The sequence below is a fragment of the Mycobacterium uberis genome (assembly GCF_003408705.1).
GTDB lineage: Bacteria > Actinomycetota > Actinomycetes > Mycobacteriales > Mycobacteriaceae > Mycobacterium > Mycobacterium uberis.
Genome location: NZ_QAYL01000026.1, coordinates 19,939 through 34,740, shown reverse-complemented (window position 1 = coordinate 34,740; position 14,802 = coordinate 19,939). Strand labels below are relative to the sequence as shown.

Below are 14,802 nucleotides of genomic sequence, written 5' to 3'. Positions count from 1 at the left end.
CTGCTTGGTCAGGTTGTTGTAGCCCGCGGTTTGTGAGTTGGTAATGCCAGTGGTGGTGAAACGGGTTGATCTTGGATCACCAAGTGTTGACGGTGCCAGCCCGGATGATCAGTTCTGGGGTGTTGGAGTCAAGGCGCCACGTCAGGAAGCGGTGCAGGCGATGTCTTGTCAGATGCGGTTCCTCGCCAAGCCGCACGATAGACGATAAGGTGTACGGTTATTTTTTGGCGATCCACGTCTAGAGGATCTCGGACGCTGGGATCCTCTAGACGTGGATCTAGTTCCATATCTTGATAAAGCGCTTGTTGGATAGTCGTTCTCGTAGAGTTGAGTAAGCGTCACTGATTGACCCACTCGGGATCAAGCTTGTCGCCGCGGCGATCCCGCAGCTCCCAGGTGACCTGGCGGAGTACTTTGGTCAGTGCATCGTTAGCGAGCGTGTCCTGATGGCCGACAACAAGCGTGGCACCCGGCAGCACGGCGTGGATCGCCGACGTGTAGCCCGCGGCCGGATCGATGGCTAAGGATTTGATGCCATTGCAAAACTAGGAACCACGTTGGGCAAACTAGTCGATGTCCGGGTTTCGCGGTGCGGCCCTACAACCTGTCCCAACAGGTCCTGATTGCCGGCCAGGTCCACAAAACCGGTTCAATCCACACGGCGCCCGTTGCAGCACAACGCTACCAGTAACCTCGCGTGCACCGCGATCAGGTCTTGCGCTACCACGCCAGGATTAGCTCTGTACCGTAGAGAATAGAAAGATCTATCGGTGAACTGCTCACATATTCCTTGGCCGGACGTGAAGACCATTCCATATCCTGGACACCCTGGCGCTGACGGCTCATTGTCACGGTGTTAGACACGCTCCACCCATAACTCCTGGCAGCCTAAACAACAATGTCATCACCCCGGTCACAACCCTTAGCTCCCTTCATCAGCTGAACACTTAGCAACACCTAGACCTCCAAAAGCCAAGGGCCCCTCACCCCATAAGACACGCCGACCAACATCAAAACACCCCTACCCAGTCAAGTAGCAAAAAACGATTAACGTTGGCTGACCATCCTTCGGTGGTGTGTTGAGCTAGCAAGCACATTGAGGACACAGTCATCTCGACAGCCAGATTAGTCTGCACCACAAGTGCATCGTGATACATCGCTATCAGAACATCAAGCACGAACAGATGGCTGAAATTCTTCAGCATCACAGTCTTGTCGTCAGTCACATAGCCAAATATTCTGAAAGTTATTGCAGCTCAGTTAACATTATGACTTCTAGTCCTGCTACTACAGCTACTTCGCGTAACCCTTTGAGGTGCAAAAGAGCTCCGTAATACACCGAATACAGCGAATGCCGAAGCAGCTGTCAGCACTTCTCCATGTCTGATGCCACCATGAAATACAGGTCGATGTATCCGGGTTTTTCTTCGTACTACATCGATGAACCACGGATCGAGTTGACGATACAGCGAATTTGACTCCCCGGTTTCGCGCAGTGGACACGGCTGCGGTAACTCTGCTAACCACATGCACAAACCCTGATGCACTCGGATCGGTGCCGAACAGCTAATGTGGCGCAGTCATGCCGATGCGTACTAGCCCGGTGACGAAGATCGGACGTTCGATGACGACGTCGGCATGCTGGAGATATTGCTTCCACACCGCTTCGTACAGCAGCCATACGACCAGTACCCCGCGTAGGAAGAACCGGTTCATTTTGCTGCCCAACACGGTTAAAACTGGTTTCCCGCCAGTACAGTTCCAATAGCATCGTCAGCGCTTCGCAGTAATCGAAATCGTCAGTACCGGAATCTTCTAGCCCAATTAGCTTGTAGCTTGTTGGCAGATGTATGCAGTTTGTCGACGGTCCCAACATCAGTTCGATCGGCCATCAGGTATCCTTAACTCTCAGGAGTCGACGTCTAGATTCTACACGGCGATCTTGCTGGGCAGATCCCTGACCAAAAAGACCGTCAACGCTACCTCGCCCTCAGTAGACAGCCATTTGAGGTCGAAAGCCACTACGGTGGCCTGGTAGATCTAGTCTCCGCATTTGCTGACCTGATGCTCGAAATAGCCCTTACAATGTCTCACTCCATGTACCTTAGGGTGGCACAGATGCCTTTCTCTCTGAGTTTGGTGGCCAAACGACCGGCGACATAGCGAACAAAGCGGGCTTGGCGATTCTGTTAGGCGCTGTGTTCTGCCTGCGAGCGCCAAAGCACCATGGAGTTGACGTTGACGGTCGATCCTTGCGCCGCCGCAAGCTCCGGAATGGACCCTGGATGAGCCGCAACGCCCCATGCGCGCTGAGCTCGATCACGTCGCTTATATACCGAAATGTGTTGCTGATCAATGGTTTCATCAACGGTACCCGAAATTCGTTGTTGATCAGAGCGTCAACCTTGCCTTAGACCGCCAGGGATAGAGTCCACGAGGTTTTTACCTGATCGCCATCAGTAATGTCAGTGCATACCGCTACCGCCCGGCCACCGATTTCGGTGACTTGCTTAATGATCTCATCCAGCCGTTCGGTGTCACGGCCCGCCAGCACCAGATCGGCGCTGACGTACGCACATCGACGAGCCAGCGTGGTGTCAAGGCCAGGGCAAACGCCGCTGATGACTACTACCTTTCGCTTGAGCATCCCTGACAACATAACCCTAGTATTCTGAGAGAAGTTTGCTTTTCGCAGTATCATTAATGCTTAGTACTTATCGTCGAAAATCTTGTTGTACGCAAAACACGGCGGCCGGGCCAATATGGTGTCGAAGTCGATCAGTTCGACAGCGAATCCGTCGGCGTCGGTCGGCTGACGCGACATCCACTGCCAACGAAACTGCAAAAAACCACGCCGATGACCGAGCTTTTCGACCTAAGCGGTTATTCCTGGATTCTGATCGGCGACGACGATGCGGACTTTGTCGTCCGGGTCCACTTGATCCCGGCTGGCATTCAGCAAGGTCTGGTGGTTGATGTAGTTCAGCGAGATGTACACTATACTTCCCCGCCGCAAGCCGAGGTAGGGAGTATGGCCGGCACTATGACCACCAACGCTTGATCGTGCCGCAAGTCGAAACACCCGGCCGATAAGTACTGGGTAATCCGTCATCCGGAGTCAACCGGAGCGACACCATGGTTTTGACCGGGGATGTTGACGATAGAGCCATTGCGGAAGCTGAAGCCGCATCGTTAATCCGGCCCACAAGTTGAGATATCGCTGTAATACAATGCTGCCGCACACTTCGCCGATCATCAGTCCGCTCAGGCGTAGCCGTCATTCGAAGCGATCGTCCTCAGCGATCTCGAGCTCACGATCGTCAAACACCAGCTGACTGTCGGGCACGACAGCAACAATGCACTTGCCACTGAGAACCTGGAAACTCAAGGGTGAAGACAATGCTGCTATCCGGCGTGGAAATCACGCGCACATCCTCGAGGTAGGCTTGCAAAACGTCAATCTCGCAACGGCCTGTCGGCCATCCTCGCTTGTTGCCGATGCCCAGAGGCCATCACCACAAGCCACCCAGTTACAAATGAACAAAACCGCTATTTTAACTCATCCCTTGGTGCTACCCACGGTGCGTTACGACCTGGCCACTGCCCTGCTCATGCTTTATTTCCAAAGCGATGTCAATGAGTTGGTCTTCCTGCCCACCAATGAGTTTGCGCCGACCCGCGCGATATAGCAATGCAGAAGTGGGTATGTCGTAGCGTTCGCCCTGACGGATGGCGTGTTTGAGAAAACTGGAATAGACCCCGGAATAGCCCATGATCAACGCGTTCCGGTCAAGCAGGCATTCGGCCGGCATGGCTGGCCGCACGACGTCTTCGGCGGCATCGACGATATCGAAGAAGTCGATACCGGTCTTGACCCCGATTTTATCGAATACCGCGACCAGGGCCTCGACCGGTGCGTTGCCTGCACCTGCCCCAAAGCGACGTACACTTCCGTCGATCTGCTTGGCACCTGCACGCACCGCCGCCACCGAGTTGGCAACTCCTAGTCCGAGGTTCTCGTGCCCGTGGAAACCACCTTGGGCGTCTTCACCGATTTCGTCAACCAGAGCTGATACCCGATCAACTACACCGTCGAGTACCAGGGCACCAGCGGAATCAACAACATATACGCACTGGCAACCAGCATCGACCATAATACGGGCCTGAGCAGCCAGTTTCTCCGGAGAAATGGTGTGAGCCATCATCAAAAAACCGACAGTTTCCAGGCCCAATTTGCGGGCCAAACCGAAGTGCTGGATTGACACGTCGGCCTCGGTGCAATGGGTGGCGATTCGGCAGATAGATCCACCATTGTCTTGTGCTTCTTTGATATCTTCCTTGGTTCCTACACCGGGGAGCATCAAAAACGCGATTTTGGCGTCTTTGGCGGTCTGCGCTGCAAGTTTGATCAATTCCTGTTCGGGAGTTTTGGAAAATCCGTAGTTAAACGAAGACCCACCCAATCCGTCACCATGGGTAACTTCGATCACCGGCACGCCAGCGGTATCGAGGGCGGCAACGATCGCTCGCACTTCACCCTTGGTGAACTGGTGCAGTTTATGGTGTGACCCGTCACGTAACGAAGTGTCGGTGATCCGGACATCCCACATGCCAGTCATGGCAGCCCTCCTGAGACGGAAAGCGTTTCTTTGGCGATTTCCTCGCCGACCTTGGTGGCCGCCGCTGTCATGATGTCAAGGTTACCGGCGTATGGGGGTAGATAATCCCCGGCGCCCTCGACCTCGATGAACGTGGTTACCACAGCCTGACCGCCGGAGTTGATGGACGGCTCGTCAAATTGCGGCTCGTTGAACAATCGGTATCCCGGTACGTACGTCTGCACCTCGGCCACCACGTCACGGATTGAAGCGACAATCGCATCGCGACTGGCACCTTGCGGTATCGCGCAAAAAATGGTGTCGCGCATGATCATTGGTGGCTCAGCAGGGTTCAAGATGATAATCGCCTTGCCTCGCGCGGCCCCACCGATGGCTTCGACACCCTTGCTGGTGGTCTTGGTGAACTCGTCGATGTTGGCCCGAGTGCCCGGCCCCGCAGAAAGAGAGGCAACTGAAGCCACTATCTCGGCATAAGTCACTGGCACAACACGCGATACCGCATACACGATGGGAATAGTTGCCTGCCCCCCGCAGGTGATCATGTTCACGTTCAGCGCATCCAGATGCGCGTGCAGGTTCGCCGGCGGGATGACCGCCGGACCCACCGCAGCCGGCGTCAAGTCAATCGCCCGTATCCCTGCAGCCGCATATTTTGGCGCCGCAACTTTGTGCACGTAGGCACTAGTTGCCTCGAACACCAAGTCGGGTTTGTCGGGCTGCGCCAGTAGCCAGTCGACGCCTTCATGGGCCGTCTCCAAGCCTAATTTGGCCGCGCGCACCAACCCTTCGCTATCCGGATCGATCCCCACCATCCAGCGCGGTTCTAACCATTCTGATCGCAGCAACTTATAAAGCAAGTCGGTACCGATATTTCCCGATCCGATAATCGCCACACTTGCCTTCGCCGGCATGCTGTTCCTTTTGCTGCTCTCGATATTGAAAATTATTCGAACGACAACCTAACAGAACCCAGCCCACTGAAATCGGCGACAAATTCATCCCCGACGCGCACGTCGATCGCGCGCGTGCACGATCCAGGCAACACAATGTCACCTTTGCGTAACCGAACCCCGAAACTGTCGACCTTGCGAGCTAGCCAAGCCACTGCAGTAACCGGGTTTCCCAGCACCGCATCGCTGCGACCTTCGGCGACCACCTCACCGTTACGCCTCAGCACTGCATCGATCGTTTTGACATCGACATCGGCCGGCGATATTTGGGCAGTCCCCAACACGAAACCCGCCGACGAAGCGTTGTCGGCGATGGTGTCGCACAGCGCGATCTTCCAGTCGATAATCCGGGTATCAATCAACTCGATGGTTGGGACCAGGGCGTCGGTGGCCGCCAGCACGTCGTCCTCGGTGCAGTCCGCCCCCGAAAGGTCGGCAGCCAAGATGAAACCTACTTCGACTTCTACCCGCGGGTACAGATATCCAGCTGCCTTGACAGGGATATCTTCGAATACTTGCATCTCGTCGAGCAGATGACCATAATCTGGTTCGTCGACCCCCATCATCTGCTGCATCACCAACGACGACAACCCCACCTTGTGGCCCAGCACCCGAGCCCCTTCTGCGACCCGATGACGGACATTGATTAATTGGATCTCGTAGGCGTCGATGACGTCAATGTCCGGGTGCGCGGCCGTCAGCGGAGCGATCGGATCGCCGCTGCGCTCAGCTTGAGCCAAATCGGCAGCCAGCTCATCACGGATCGCAACACTGAGCACTAAACCGAACTCCCCTCGTCTGTTTGACCAGGCCAGTGGTAAGTTTACTTAGTAATTCTATACTATGTTCTACATGACAGCACGGGATGTCGACGTCGTCGTGACCGGAAGCGGGGCCGCCGGCATGGTAGCTGCACTCGCTGCTGCACACCGGGGCCTTTCGACCGTGGTCATCGAAAAGGCTCCGCACTACGGCGGCTCAACAGCGCGCTCGGGCGGCGGTGTCTGGATTCCCAACAACGAGGTCCTTGAACGCGCCGGCGTGCGAGACACCGCTGAGGCGGCCCGCACCTATCTGCACGGCATTATCGGCGACATGTTGACCAGCGGGGTCGAGCCACAGCGCATCGACACCTACCTCGAGCGCGGACCCGAAATGCTTTCGTTCGTACTGGAACACACACCACTGAAGATGTGCTGGGTGCCGAACTACTCCGATTACTACCCCGAAACACCGGGTGGGCGCCCCGGCGGCCGTTCGATCGAGCCCAAGCCTTTCAACGCCCGCAAGCTCGGTGTTGATGAGGACAGACTCGAACCTGCTTATGGCAACGTTCCTCGCAATGTGGTTGTTATGCAACAGGACTACGTGCTGCTGAACCAGTTGAAGCGACATCCGCGCGGTGTGCTGCGAAGCCTGAAAGTCACTGCCCGGACGGTATGGGCAAAGGCAACTGGCAAAAATCTCGTCGGTATGGGCCGAGCTTTAATCGGACCGTTGCGAATCGGACTACAGCAGGCCGGTGTTCCCGTCGAACTGAACACCGCACTCACCGATCTCCACGTCGAGAACGACGTGGTACGCGGAGTCTATGTCCATTATACCGCACACAGTGGCGACCATTATACCGCATACAGTGGCGACGCGGAATCAGTTGAGCCACAGTTGATCCGGGCCCGACATGGGGTAATCCTTGCCTGCGGTGGTTTCGAACACAATGAACAGATGCGGGTAAAATACCAGCGCGCGCCAATCAGCACAGAGTGGACGGTCGGCGCTGTAGCCAATACCGGCGATGGCATCGTCGCCGGAGAACAGCTTGGCGCCGCATTGGATCTGATGGAAGATGCCTGGTGGGGTCCAACGATTCCGCTGGTAGACACACCGTGGTTTGCATTGTCAGAGCGAAACTCGCCCGGATCGATCGTCGTCAACATGTCGGGGAAGCGGTTCATGAACGAATCGATGCCGTACGTCGAAGCCTGTCACCATATGTATGGCGGAAAACACGGTCAGGGGCCGGGTCCGGGTGAAAACATTCCAGCGTGGTTAGTATTTGACCAACAGTACCGAAATCGTTATATTTTCGCCGGACTTCGTCCTGGACAACGTATTCCAAGAAAATGGCTGGATTCCAGGGTGATCGTCCAGGCCGATACACTCGAACAGCTAGCCTGCGAAACTGGCCTTCCCGTCGATGAATTCACCTCCACTGTAGAACGTTTCAACGGCTTTGCAAAGGTAGGCGTAGATAAAGACTACCACCGCGGGGAAAGCACATACGACAGGTACTACGGCGACCCAACCAACAAGCCGAATCCAAACCTCGGTGAGATTAACCATCCGCCCTACTACGCTGCCAAAATGGTACCCGGCGACCTAGGCACCAAAGGCGGCATCCGCACCGATCTCAACGGACGTGCATTACGCGACGACGGAAGCGTCATCGAAGGACTTTACGCCGCAGGCAACGTCAGTGCTCCAGTAATGGGACACACCTACCCCGGTCCCGGCGGGACTATTGGACCGGCCATGACATTTGGCTACCTGGCTGCTCTGCACATTGCCGATCAAGCTGGTAAATAGGAACCATGCCGATAGATGTAGAAATTGCGCTCAGCGCCGAGTTAGATCCGATCAAATTCTCTTGGACCAGTAGCGATGTACAACTCTACCAGCTAAGCCTGGGTGCGGGTACTGACCCAATGGACCCGCGCGAACTGCGCTACCTGTTAGATGACACACCTCAGGTTCTGCCGACATTCGCCACCGTTGCCGCTACCTTCCACACCACCAAGCCACCCACCGTGCAGTTTCCTGGCATCGACATAGAGCTGAACCAAATACTGCACGCCAGTGAATGGGTCGAAGTGCCCACGCCACTGCCACCGTCAGGCTCTGCCATCGGTGTCACCCGATTCACGGATATCTGGGACAAGGGCAAGGCCGCGGTGATCTGGAGCGAAACCCAGGTACGCGATGTGGATGGCACCTTGCTGTGGATGCAGAAACGGTCCATCTATGTACGCGGCGAAGGTGGGTTCGGTGGCTATCGCGGGCCGTCCAGGTCAGACACGATACCTGCGCGTGAGCCCGATCTCGAAGTCTCGATGCCTCTTCTGCCTCAGCAGGCACTGCTCTACCGGCTGTGTGGCGACCGTAATCCGCTGCACTCTGATCCAGAATTCGCCACTGCCGCAGGCTTTCCGCAACCCATTCTGCACGGCCTGTGCACTTACGGCATGGCGTGCAAGGTGATCACCGACGCCCTGCTGGACGGAGATGCTTCGGCTGTGGCCGCTTATGGCGCATGTTTCGCCGGTGTCGCGTTCCCTGGGGAAGCATTGCAGGTCAATATCTGGAAGAACGACGGCCGTTTCGTGGCCACTGTTGTCGCACCGTCACGGGGCAACGCAACTGTACTGAGCGACGTCGCGCTGGTCCTTGCCTAGCCGGCTCGACCGGCGCCTTCCGACGAACGTGCGTCTAGCTTCACGCTTGGCGGGAATGGGCTGCGTGGACATGGGCAATGATCTCGGCGGACCGATCCTCCGCCACCACCCGGATCACAACCTGGCCCTTGTGCTGTAGCTTCCCCTAGACGACGTATATCCCGATTGCGTTGAGCGCGAACATTCCAATGCTGCTCTCCGTCGTACTCGACTACAACTTTCACGTCTTCCCAGCCCATGTCCAGATATACGATCACACTGCCAAATTCGTCGAGCACCGGAACCTACTTCTGTGACCGTAGCAAGCTCACCTGGATCAAAACCAACGCACAACCAGGACTCTTTCGGTGACTGCGCACCTGTGTCATGCTTGGCGTGCTGCCACGATGCCTAACATATCTGCAGCCCAGCAACTCGACATCGGAGATCTTGACGTCACATTACTCGCGCGAACGTGTCGACAGCCACCACAACAGTCGTTGTCGGTTACCAACAACCGAGGTCGAGCGCGGTCCTTGCCGGTGAGGCCACTACGCCCTCAGCTATCATAATGGTTTTATTCTCCTCGACGAATTCTCCATGCGCCTGTACCCCAGCACGCGATGGTGATTGTCGTGAATCAGCGCCACCACTCTTCTTGTAGTCTACCCATTTGTTGCCATACGGCATTGTCGCCAAAAACCGGCTACTACTTCTCGACGCCCAACCCAAAACTACCTTAGCTTTTGACCGTAACTCCCGAATTCGGATTGACGTAGACATCCCGAGACAGCCACATGTAAACGAGTGCACGGTTAACTCTTGGCCACAGTACCGCAAGCAACAGCCCTCACTACCGATGAATGACTCATCCATGACTGCAGTGTCACATGATGCAAGAAGAACGGCACTTCACTCCGCGAACATGAAGCTGGCCGCACGTTCGGCGCAGAACCTAACCTAAGATGAGGCCCGACGTAGGCACCCCGGTGCCCGCGGTGACGAGTACATGTTCGACGTCAGGCACCGGGTTCACCGAGGTGCCACGCAACTGTCGGACCCCCTCGGCGATGCCATTCATGCCATGGATGTAGGCTTCGCCAAGCTGACCACCATGGGTATTGATGGGTAGCCGACCACCCACCTCGATCGCACCGTCGGCGATGAAGTCTTTGGCATCACCGCGACTACAGAAGCCCAATTCCTCCAACTGCATCAGGGTGAACGGGGTGAAGTGGTCGTAGAGCACAGCAGTCTGAATGTCGTTCGGTGTTAACCCGGATTGCTGCCATAATTGCTGTCCGACGAGACCCATTTCGGGCAAGCCAAGTTCAGGACGATAGTAGCTGGTCATTGTGTACTGATTGGGGCTGGCCCCTTGCGACGCTGCCTCGATAATCGCCGGGCGCTGCTTGAGGTCTCGCGCTCGCACCAACGACGTCACGACGATCGCGACTGCACCGTCGGTCTCTTGGCAGCAATCCAGTAACCGCAGCGGATCGACAATCCATCGCGAGTTCTGGTGGTCTTCAATGGTTATCGGCTTTTCATAGAAATATGCCTTCGGGTTCTTGGCGGCATGCTTGCGGTCAGTCACCGAGACAGCACCGAAGTCCCGGCTGGTCGCTCCGGACAGGTACATGTAACGCTGAGCAATCATCGCGACCTGAGCAGCTGGCGTCGAAAGACCATGAGGATACGAGAAAGAATTATCGACCACCGTTGAATCATCTTGGTTATCAGTGTTTCCCGCTAGTCCGGTTTGCACCTGGCCGAATCGCATGCCGGAACGCTCATTAAATGCCCGGTAGGCAACCACGACCTCGGCGACCCCAGTGGCGACGGCCATCGCTGCGTGCTGAATAGTAGCGCATGCAGCACCGCCGCCATAGTCGATCTTAGAGAAAAACTGCAGCTCTCCGATGCCAACTGATCGCGCAACGGCAATTTCAGTGTTAGTGTCCATCGTGAACGTAGTCAGCCCGTCAACATCGGCCGCACTCAGACCGGCATCGTCGAGTGCATCACGCACCGCCTCAGCAGCCAGTCGCAGCTCGCTTCTGCCAGATTTCTTTGAAAAATCGGTGGCGCCAATACCGACGATGGCTGCTCGTCCAGTGAGCAAATCTGAAGCCATTAGGAATCCTGAATCGTCAGCTTGATGGTCGCGATAATGTGATCACCAAGACTGTTACTACCCAATACCTTTACTGTAATCAACCCGTCGCTGACCGCAATCACCTCACCGGAAAAAATCACCGTGTCGTAGGCGTACCAAGGCGTCCCTAACCGCAGCCCAATAGACTTGATCAGCGCCGACGGACCAGCCCAGTCAGTGACATAACGTTGCACCAGCCCGGTGTCGGTGAGGATATTTACGAATATGTCCTTGGATCCCTTAGCCTGAGCCTTGTCACGATCGTGATGCACATCCTGAAAGTCCCGGGTAGCCAACGCGGTTGATATTATGAACGTGGGGTCACCGTAGATCTTCAGCTCAGGCAACGTGGTGCCAACTTTAACAGGGCTCAGGCTCATGAGTCGGGCTCCCAAAAGTAGAGTGTCCACTCCGGACCACTATCACTGACGGGGAAATCGATATAGGCCGCGCGAACTCGCATTCCGATCTCCACCACAGCAGGATCGACGTTACGAAGCTCGCCCAGCATACGCACACCCTCGTCTAGTTCCACCAAGACGATAACGAAAGGCAGTGTGCGGCCTGGCACCTTAGGTGCATGGTGTACAACAAAGCTGAACACCGTGCCCTTTCCGCTGACCACCACATAGTCGATCGGTGCAGCCTTGTCTTGCCAGATCGCCGGCACCGGAGGGTGCTGCAGGCCGCCATCCGCAAGCCGCTGCACTCGCAACTCATGCACCTTAACGCCTTCCCAAAAGAAAGCAGTGTCGCGCGACACCGACGGTCGCATCATGGTGCCGACATCTAGGTCAGTGGGTACTGTATCCCGCGACGCATAACCGTTACATGGCTTAAATTTAAGTATGCGCCAATCCATCTCGGCCACATCTTCATCACCGACTTGCCAGACGATGTGCTGATTGATGAACCAACCTTCGCCTAGTGAAGTTTGTTTGGGACCAACGACATCGCCGAGCTCGCTGCTGACGCTAATGTGCTCACCAGACCGCAGATAGCGATGATATTTTTGCTCGCAATTGGTAGCAACCACGCCGATGTAGCCGACATCGTCAAACAGCTTGATCATGGATACCAAAGGATCATCCTTCGGACGAACTCCACCCAAGCCAACCATCGTCCACACCTGAATCATAGCTGGGGGAGCAACAATTCCTGGATGACCAGCGGCACGGGCCGCAGCATCATCCACGTAAATGAGGTTGCGATCGCCGATTGCCTCAACCCAGTTGTTGATCATCGGGCGATTCACCGGATCACGGGCTAACCGCGACTTACTGTTTCCCACAGCCTTGATCTGCGTGACAGCTTCTCGAATTTCGGCGACCCCGCTCATCTCGGTACCCTCGGTACCTTAAGACCAGAGGCAGTAATCATCTCACGCATAACTTCGTTCACGCCTCCACCAAATGTGATCACCAAATTACGCTTAGTTTGCGAATCTAGCCAGCCCAGCAACTCGGCGGTGTTGAGCTCAGCAGGGTTACCGTACTTGCCAACAACTTCCTCGGCCAGCCTTCCGACATACTGAACACGCTCTGTACCAAATACTTTCGTCACTGCAACATCGGCTACGTTGATGTCATCACCAGCTGCTGCTACCTGCCAATTAAGCAGTTCATTGATCCGCCAGATCGAATAAATCTCGCCAAGTACACGCCTGACATCGTCGTGATCGATCGGAGTGACACCGTCACCACCTGGCTTAGACGCCCATGCGCTTACCCGATCGTAAATCCCAGCCAAGCGGCCCGCAGGACCGAGCATCATCCTCTCGTTGTTGAGCTGGGTGGTGATCAGGCGCCATCCGCCATTTTCTTCACCGACCAGCATATCGACCGGTACTCGCACGTCTTTGTAGTACGTAGCATTAGTGTGGTGAGCACCGTCGGACAGAATGATCGGCGTCCAAGAGTAACCTGGGTCTTTAGTGTCCACGATTAGGATAGAAATTCCTTTGTGTTTAACGGCTTTCGGATCAGTGCGGCAAGCTAGCCAGATATAGTCAGCATTATGCGCACCCGTTGTGAAGATCTTCTGACCGTTGACAATATAGTGATCACCATCGCGAAACGCGTTGGTACGCAACGACGCTAAGTCGGTTCCAGCCTCTGGCTCAGTGTAACCAATCGCGAAATGTACCTCCCCCGCCAAAATCGCTGGTAGGAATTTCTCCTTCTGCATATCACTGCCATACACCTGTAAAGTAGGTCCGATTGTCTGTAGCGTCACGGCAGGCAATGGTACGTCGGCTCGATGGGCCTCATTAACGAAGATCTGCTGCTCGATCGGACCGAATCCAAGTCCGCCGAATTCCTTCGGCCACCCGACACCGAGCTTGCTGTCCTGCCCCATCCGCCGAATCACGGCGCGGTATGCGGTTCCATGCCGATCTTTCTCCATCTCCTTGATCTCATCGGGCGTAATCAGATTCGAAAAGTATCGTCGTAGCTCGGCTTGCAGCTGTTGCTGTTCGACAGTCAGTTCAATGAACATTGCGCTCCCGCCGAATTATCTGGGTGGCGACCCGCCGCAACCGATTTTGCCATGCTTGCGATCGACACCAAGTCGAGACGGTGAGAGGGTCCGCCTAGCAGTCGGGTCAGATCTTTGATCGTCGAATAGTAGCGGTGCATCGGATATGCAATGTCCATCCCTATGCCCCCGTGTAGGTGATGGCAAATCTGCATCGCCGATGGTGCCTGTGACGCTATCCAGTACCCGAGAACATCCAGATCACGATCCGTTTGAGGGTCGGTTTCACCGCCTTCAGCCAGGTGCCAAATGACCGACTTTGTCACCAAATCTATAGTGCACGAAACGATATAGACCTCGGCGAGTTGCGCCGCAACGGTTTGGAAGGTCGACAACGGTTTACCGAATTGTCGCCGGTTGGCCACGTAGTTAGCGGTGAGCCGCAGCGCCCCTGCGACCAGCCCGTTAGCGCAAGCACCCATCATTGCTAGCGCCAGCTGGTTGACCCGGTGCGCTACTGCACCCACCAGAATGTCCGAATCAGCGATCTCAACCTCGGTAAATTCGACGGTGTACTCGTCCGAACGACTCGAGGTCGGTGTCTTGGTCAGCTGTACACCATCGGCGCCCGGTGCTACCAACACAACCGCGCAATCGGTTGTCACCAGCATCCAATTCGCTTGTTCGGCATACATAACACCGACTTTGATGCCCGATAACCGCCCATTCACGAAGCTGGTAACAGGCCGATCCGGCAACGCCGAACCAGGCTCATTGAGTGCTGCTGTCAACAGTCCCCCCGTGGTGACTCCGGCCAAGTGCCGGTCCTGTTGCTCCGTCGAAGCCAGGACGAGGAGCGGCACCACACCAAGTCCCAACGTCGCCAGCGCCGGTGTGACAGCGCCGTAGCGGCCCACTTCAGTCAGTACCGTCCCGACCTCAGGTATGCCCACACCGTCACCGCCAAGACGTTCCGGGATAGGCAAAGCCGTTATGCCTCCCTGCACTAGCGTGATCCAGACCGGATCCAATTTGCCCGGCTGCTGCTCGGGCCAAGACACGGCCCCCATCGTCGCCGGATCCAAATGCCGGTCCAGCACTGCCGTAACCACGTCGGCGACAGCCTGCTGCGTCGCGGTGAGCTCGAAGTCCATCTAGTCTTTAAA

At 55.9% G+C, this 14,802-nt stretch carries 12 protein-coding genes and 3 pseudogenes; 3 read left to right on the top strand and 12 right to left on the bottom strand.

Features of this window, described 5'->3' with window-relative positions:
- Window positions 1–338 precede the first annotated feature (338 nt).
- The 4 genes and pseudogenes from MUBE_RS12975 to MUBE_RS12960 all read right to left on the bottom strand — a co-directional run bounded on the left by MUBE_RS12975 (window position 339) and on the right by MUBE_RS12960 (window position 2,656).
- Window positions 339–533 carry a transposase gene (locus MUBE_RS12975; protein WP_116539437.1) on the bottom strand — a complete coding sequence of 65 codons (195 nt, stop codon included), beginning with the start codon at window positions 531–533 and terminating at the stop codon, window positions 339–341.
- A gap of 525 nt (window positions 534–1,058) precedes the next feature.
- A pseudogene (locus MUBE_RS12970) lies at window positions 1,059–1,208 on the bottom strand (sulfotransferase); the annotation flags it as partial.
- 161 nt (window positions 1,209–1,369) lie between these two features.
- Window positions 1,370–1,892, bottom strand: a pseudogene (locus MUBE_RS20530) (sulfotransferase); the annotation flags it as partial.
- 37 nt (window positions 1,893–1,929) lie between these two features.
- Window positions 1,930–2,656: pseudogene (locus MUBE_RS12960) on the bottom strand (SDR family NAD(P)-dependent oxidoreductase).
- Between the two features lie 201 nt (window positions 2,657–2,857).
- Here MUBE_RS12960 and MUBE_RS12955 point away from each other — a divergent pair.
- The gene (locus MUBE_RS12955; RefSeq protein WP_116540846.1) at window positions 2,858–3,061 is read left to right on the top strand and encodes a hypothetical protein; all 204 of its coding nucleotides are present in this window, start codon (window positions 2,858–2,860) and stop codon (window positions 3,059–3,061) included.
- Window positions 3,062–3,572: 511 nt separating this feature from the next.
- Here the strand turns inward: MUBE_RS12955 and dmpG are convergent.
- From dmpG to MUBE_RS12940, 3 genes are read right to left on the bottom strand one after another with little or no spacing between them, the layout of a single operon-like run.
- Complete coding sequence (gene dmpG / locus MUBE_RS12950) at window positions 3,573–4,619, bottom strand: 4-hydroxy-2-oxovalerate aldolase (RefSeq protein ID WP_116540845.1); 1,047 nt, start codon at window positions 4,617–4,619, stop codon at window positions 3,573–3,575.
- A complete protein-coding gene (locus tag MUBE_RS12945; RefSeq protein WP_116540844.1) occupies window positions 4,616–5,530 on the bottom strand; it encodes an acetaldehyde dehydrogenase (acetylating) in 915 nt (304 codons plus the stop codon). Before MUBE_RS12945 ends, dmpG begins: the two co-directional genes overlap by 4 nt.
- A 32-nt stretch (window positions 5,531–5,562) precedes the next feature.
- Entirely contained in the window at window positions 5,563–6,348 is a 786-nt protein-coding gene (locus tag MUBE_RS12940; protein ID WP_116540843.1) for a 2-keto-4-pentenoate hydratase, read from the bottom strand.
- Window positions 6,349–6,421: 73 nt separating this feature from the next.
- On the opposite strand from MUBE_RS12940, the gene kstD reads away from it, so the two are divergent.
- Complete coding sequence (gene kstD, locus MUBE_RS12935; protein ID WP_116540852.1) at window positions 6,422–8,155, top strand: 3-oxosteroid 1-dehydrogenase; 1,734 nt, start codon at window positions 6,422–6,424, stop codon at window positions 8,153–8,155.
- Window positions 8,156–8,160: 5 nt separating this feature from the next.
- Window positions 8,161–9,021 carry a MaoC/PaaZ C-terminal domain-containing protein gene (locus MUBE_RS12930; protein ID WP_116540842.1) on the top strand — a complete coding sequence of 287 codons (861 nt, stop codon included), beginning with the start codon at window positions 8,161–8,163 and terminating at the stop codon, window positions 9,019–9,021.
- Between the two features lie 934 nt (window positions 9,022–9,955).
- Here MUBE_RS12930 and MUBE_RS12925 read toward each other — a convergent pair.
- From MUBE_RS12925 to MUBE_RS12905, 5 genes are read right to left on the bottom strand one after another with little or no spacing between them, the layout of a single operon-like run.
- Window positions 9,956–11,125: a lipid-transfer protein gene (locus MUBE_RS12925; protein WP_116540851.1), complete on the bottom strand. Its 1,170-nt coding sequence runs from the start codon at window positions 11,123–11,125 to the stop codon at window positions 9,956–9,958.
- Window positions 11,126–11,136: 11 nt separating this feature from the next.
- Window positions 11,137–11,538 carry a MaoC family dehydratase gene (locus tag MUBE_RS12920; RefSeq protein WP_116540841.1) on the bottom strand — a complete coding sequence of 134 codons (402 nt, stop codon included), beginning with the start codon at window positions 11,536–11,538 and terminating at the stop codon, window positions 11,137–11,139.
- The gene (locus MUBE_RS12915) at window positions 11,535–12,497 is read right to left on the bottom strand and encodes a bifunctional MaoC family dehydratase N-terminal/OB-fold nucleic acid binding domain-containing protein (protein ID WP_116540840.1); all 963 of its coding nucleotides are present in this window, start codon (window positions 12,495–12,497) and stop codon (window positions 11,535–11,537) included. The genes MUBE_RS12920 and MUBE_RS12915 overlap by 4 nt, the downstream gene beginning before the upstream one ends.
- Window positions 12,494–13,657, bottom strand: coding sequence for an acyl-CoA dehydrogenase FadE29 (fadE29, locus tag MUBE_RS12910; protein ID WP_116540839.1), 1,164 nt, complete (start codon window positions 13,655–13,657; stop codon window positions 12,494–12,496). The genes MUBE_RS12915 and fadE29 overlap by 4 nt, the downstream gene beginning before the upstream one ends.
- Window positions 13,642–14,790 (bottom strand): acyl-CoA dehydrogenase family protein, encoded by a 1,149-nt coding sequence (locus tag MUBE_RS12905; RefSeq protein WP_116540838.1) that lies wholly within the window; start codon window positions 14,788–14,790, stop codon window positions 13,642–13,644. The genes fadE29 and MUBE_RS12905 overlap by 16 nt, the downstream gene beginning before the upstream one ends.
- Window positions 14,791–14,802 lie beyond the last annotated feature (12 nt).

What these genes read in the sequence shown, in the direction of transcription:
- MUBE_RS12955 (WP_116540846.1), top strand. Translation starts at nt 2,858, where the DNA reads ATGACCGAGCTTTTCGACCTAAGCGGTTATTCCTGGATTCTGATCGGC.
- dmpG (WP_116540845.1), bottom strand. Translation starts at nt 4,619, where the DNA reads ATGACTGGCATGTGGGATGTCCGGATCACCGACACTTCGTTACGTGAC.
- MUBE_RS12945 (WP_116540844.1), bottom strand. Translation starts at nt 5,530, where the DNA reads ATGCCGGCGAAGGCAAGTGTGGCGATTATCGGATCGGGAAATATCGGT.
- kstD (WP_116540852.1), top strand. Translation starts at nt 6,422, where the DNA reads ATGACAGCACGGGATGTCGACGTCGTCGTGACCGGAAGCGGGGCCGCC.
- MUBE_RS12930 (WP_116540842.1), top strand. Translation starts at nt 8,161, where the DNA reads ATGCCGATAGATGTAGAAATTGCGCTCAGCGCCGAGTTAGATCCGATC.
- MUBE_RS12920 (WP_116540841.1), bottom strand. Translation starts at nt 11,538, where the DNA reads ATGAGCCTGAGCCCTGTTAAAGTTGGCACCACGTTGCCTGAGCTGAAG.
- MUBE_RS12915 (WP_116540840.1), bottom strand. Translation starts at nt 12,497, where the DNA reads ATGAGCGGGGTCGCCGAAATTCGAGAAGCTGTCACGCAGATCAAGGCT.
- fadE29 (WP_116540839.1), bottom strand. Translation starts at nt 13,657, where the DNA reads ATGTTCATTGAACTGACTGTCGAACAGCAACAGCTGCAAGCCGAGCTA.
- MUBE_RS12905 (WP_116540838.1), bottom strand. Translation starts at nt 14,790, where the DNA reads ATGGACTTCGAGCTCACCGCGACGCAGCAGGCTGTCGCCGACGTGGTT.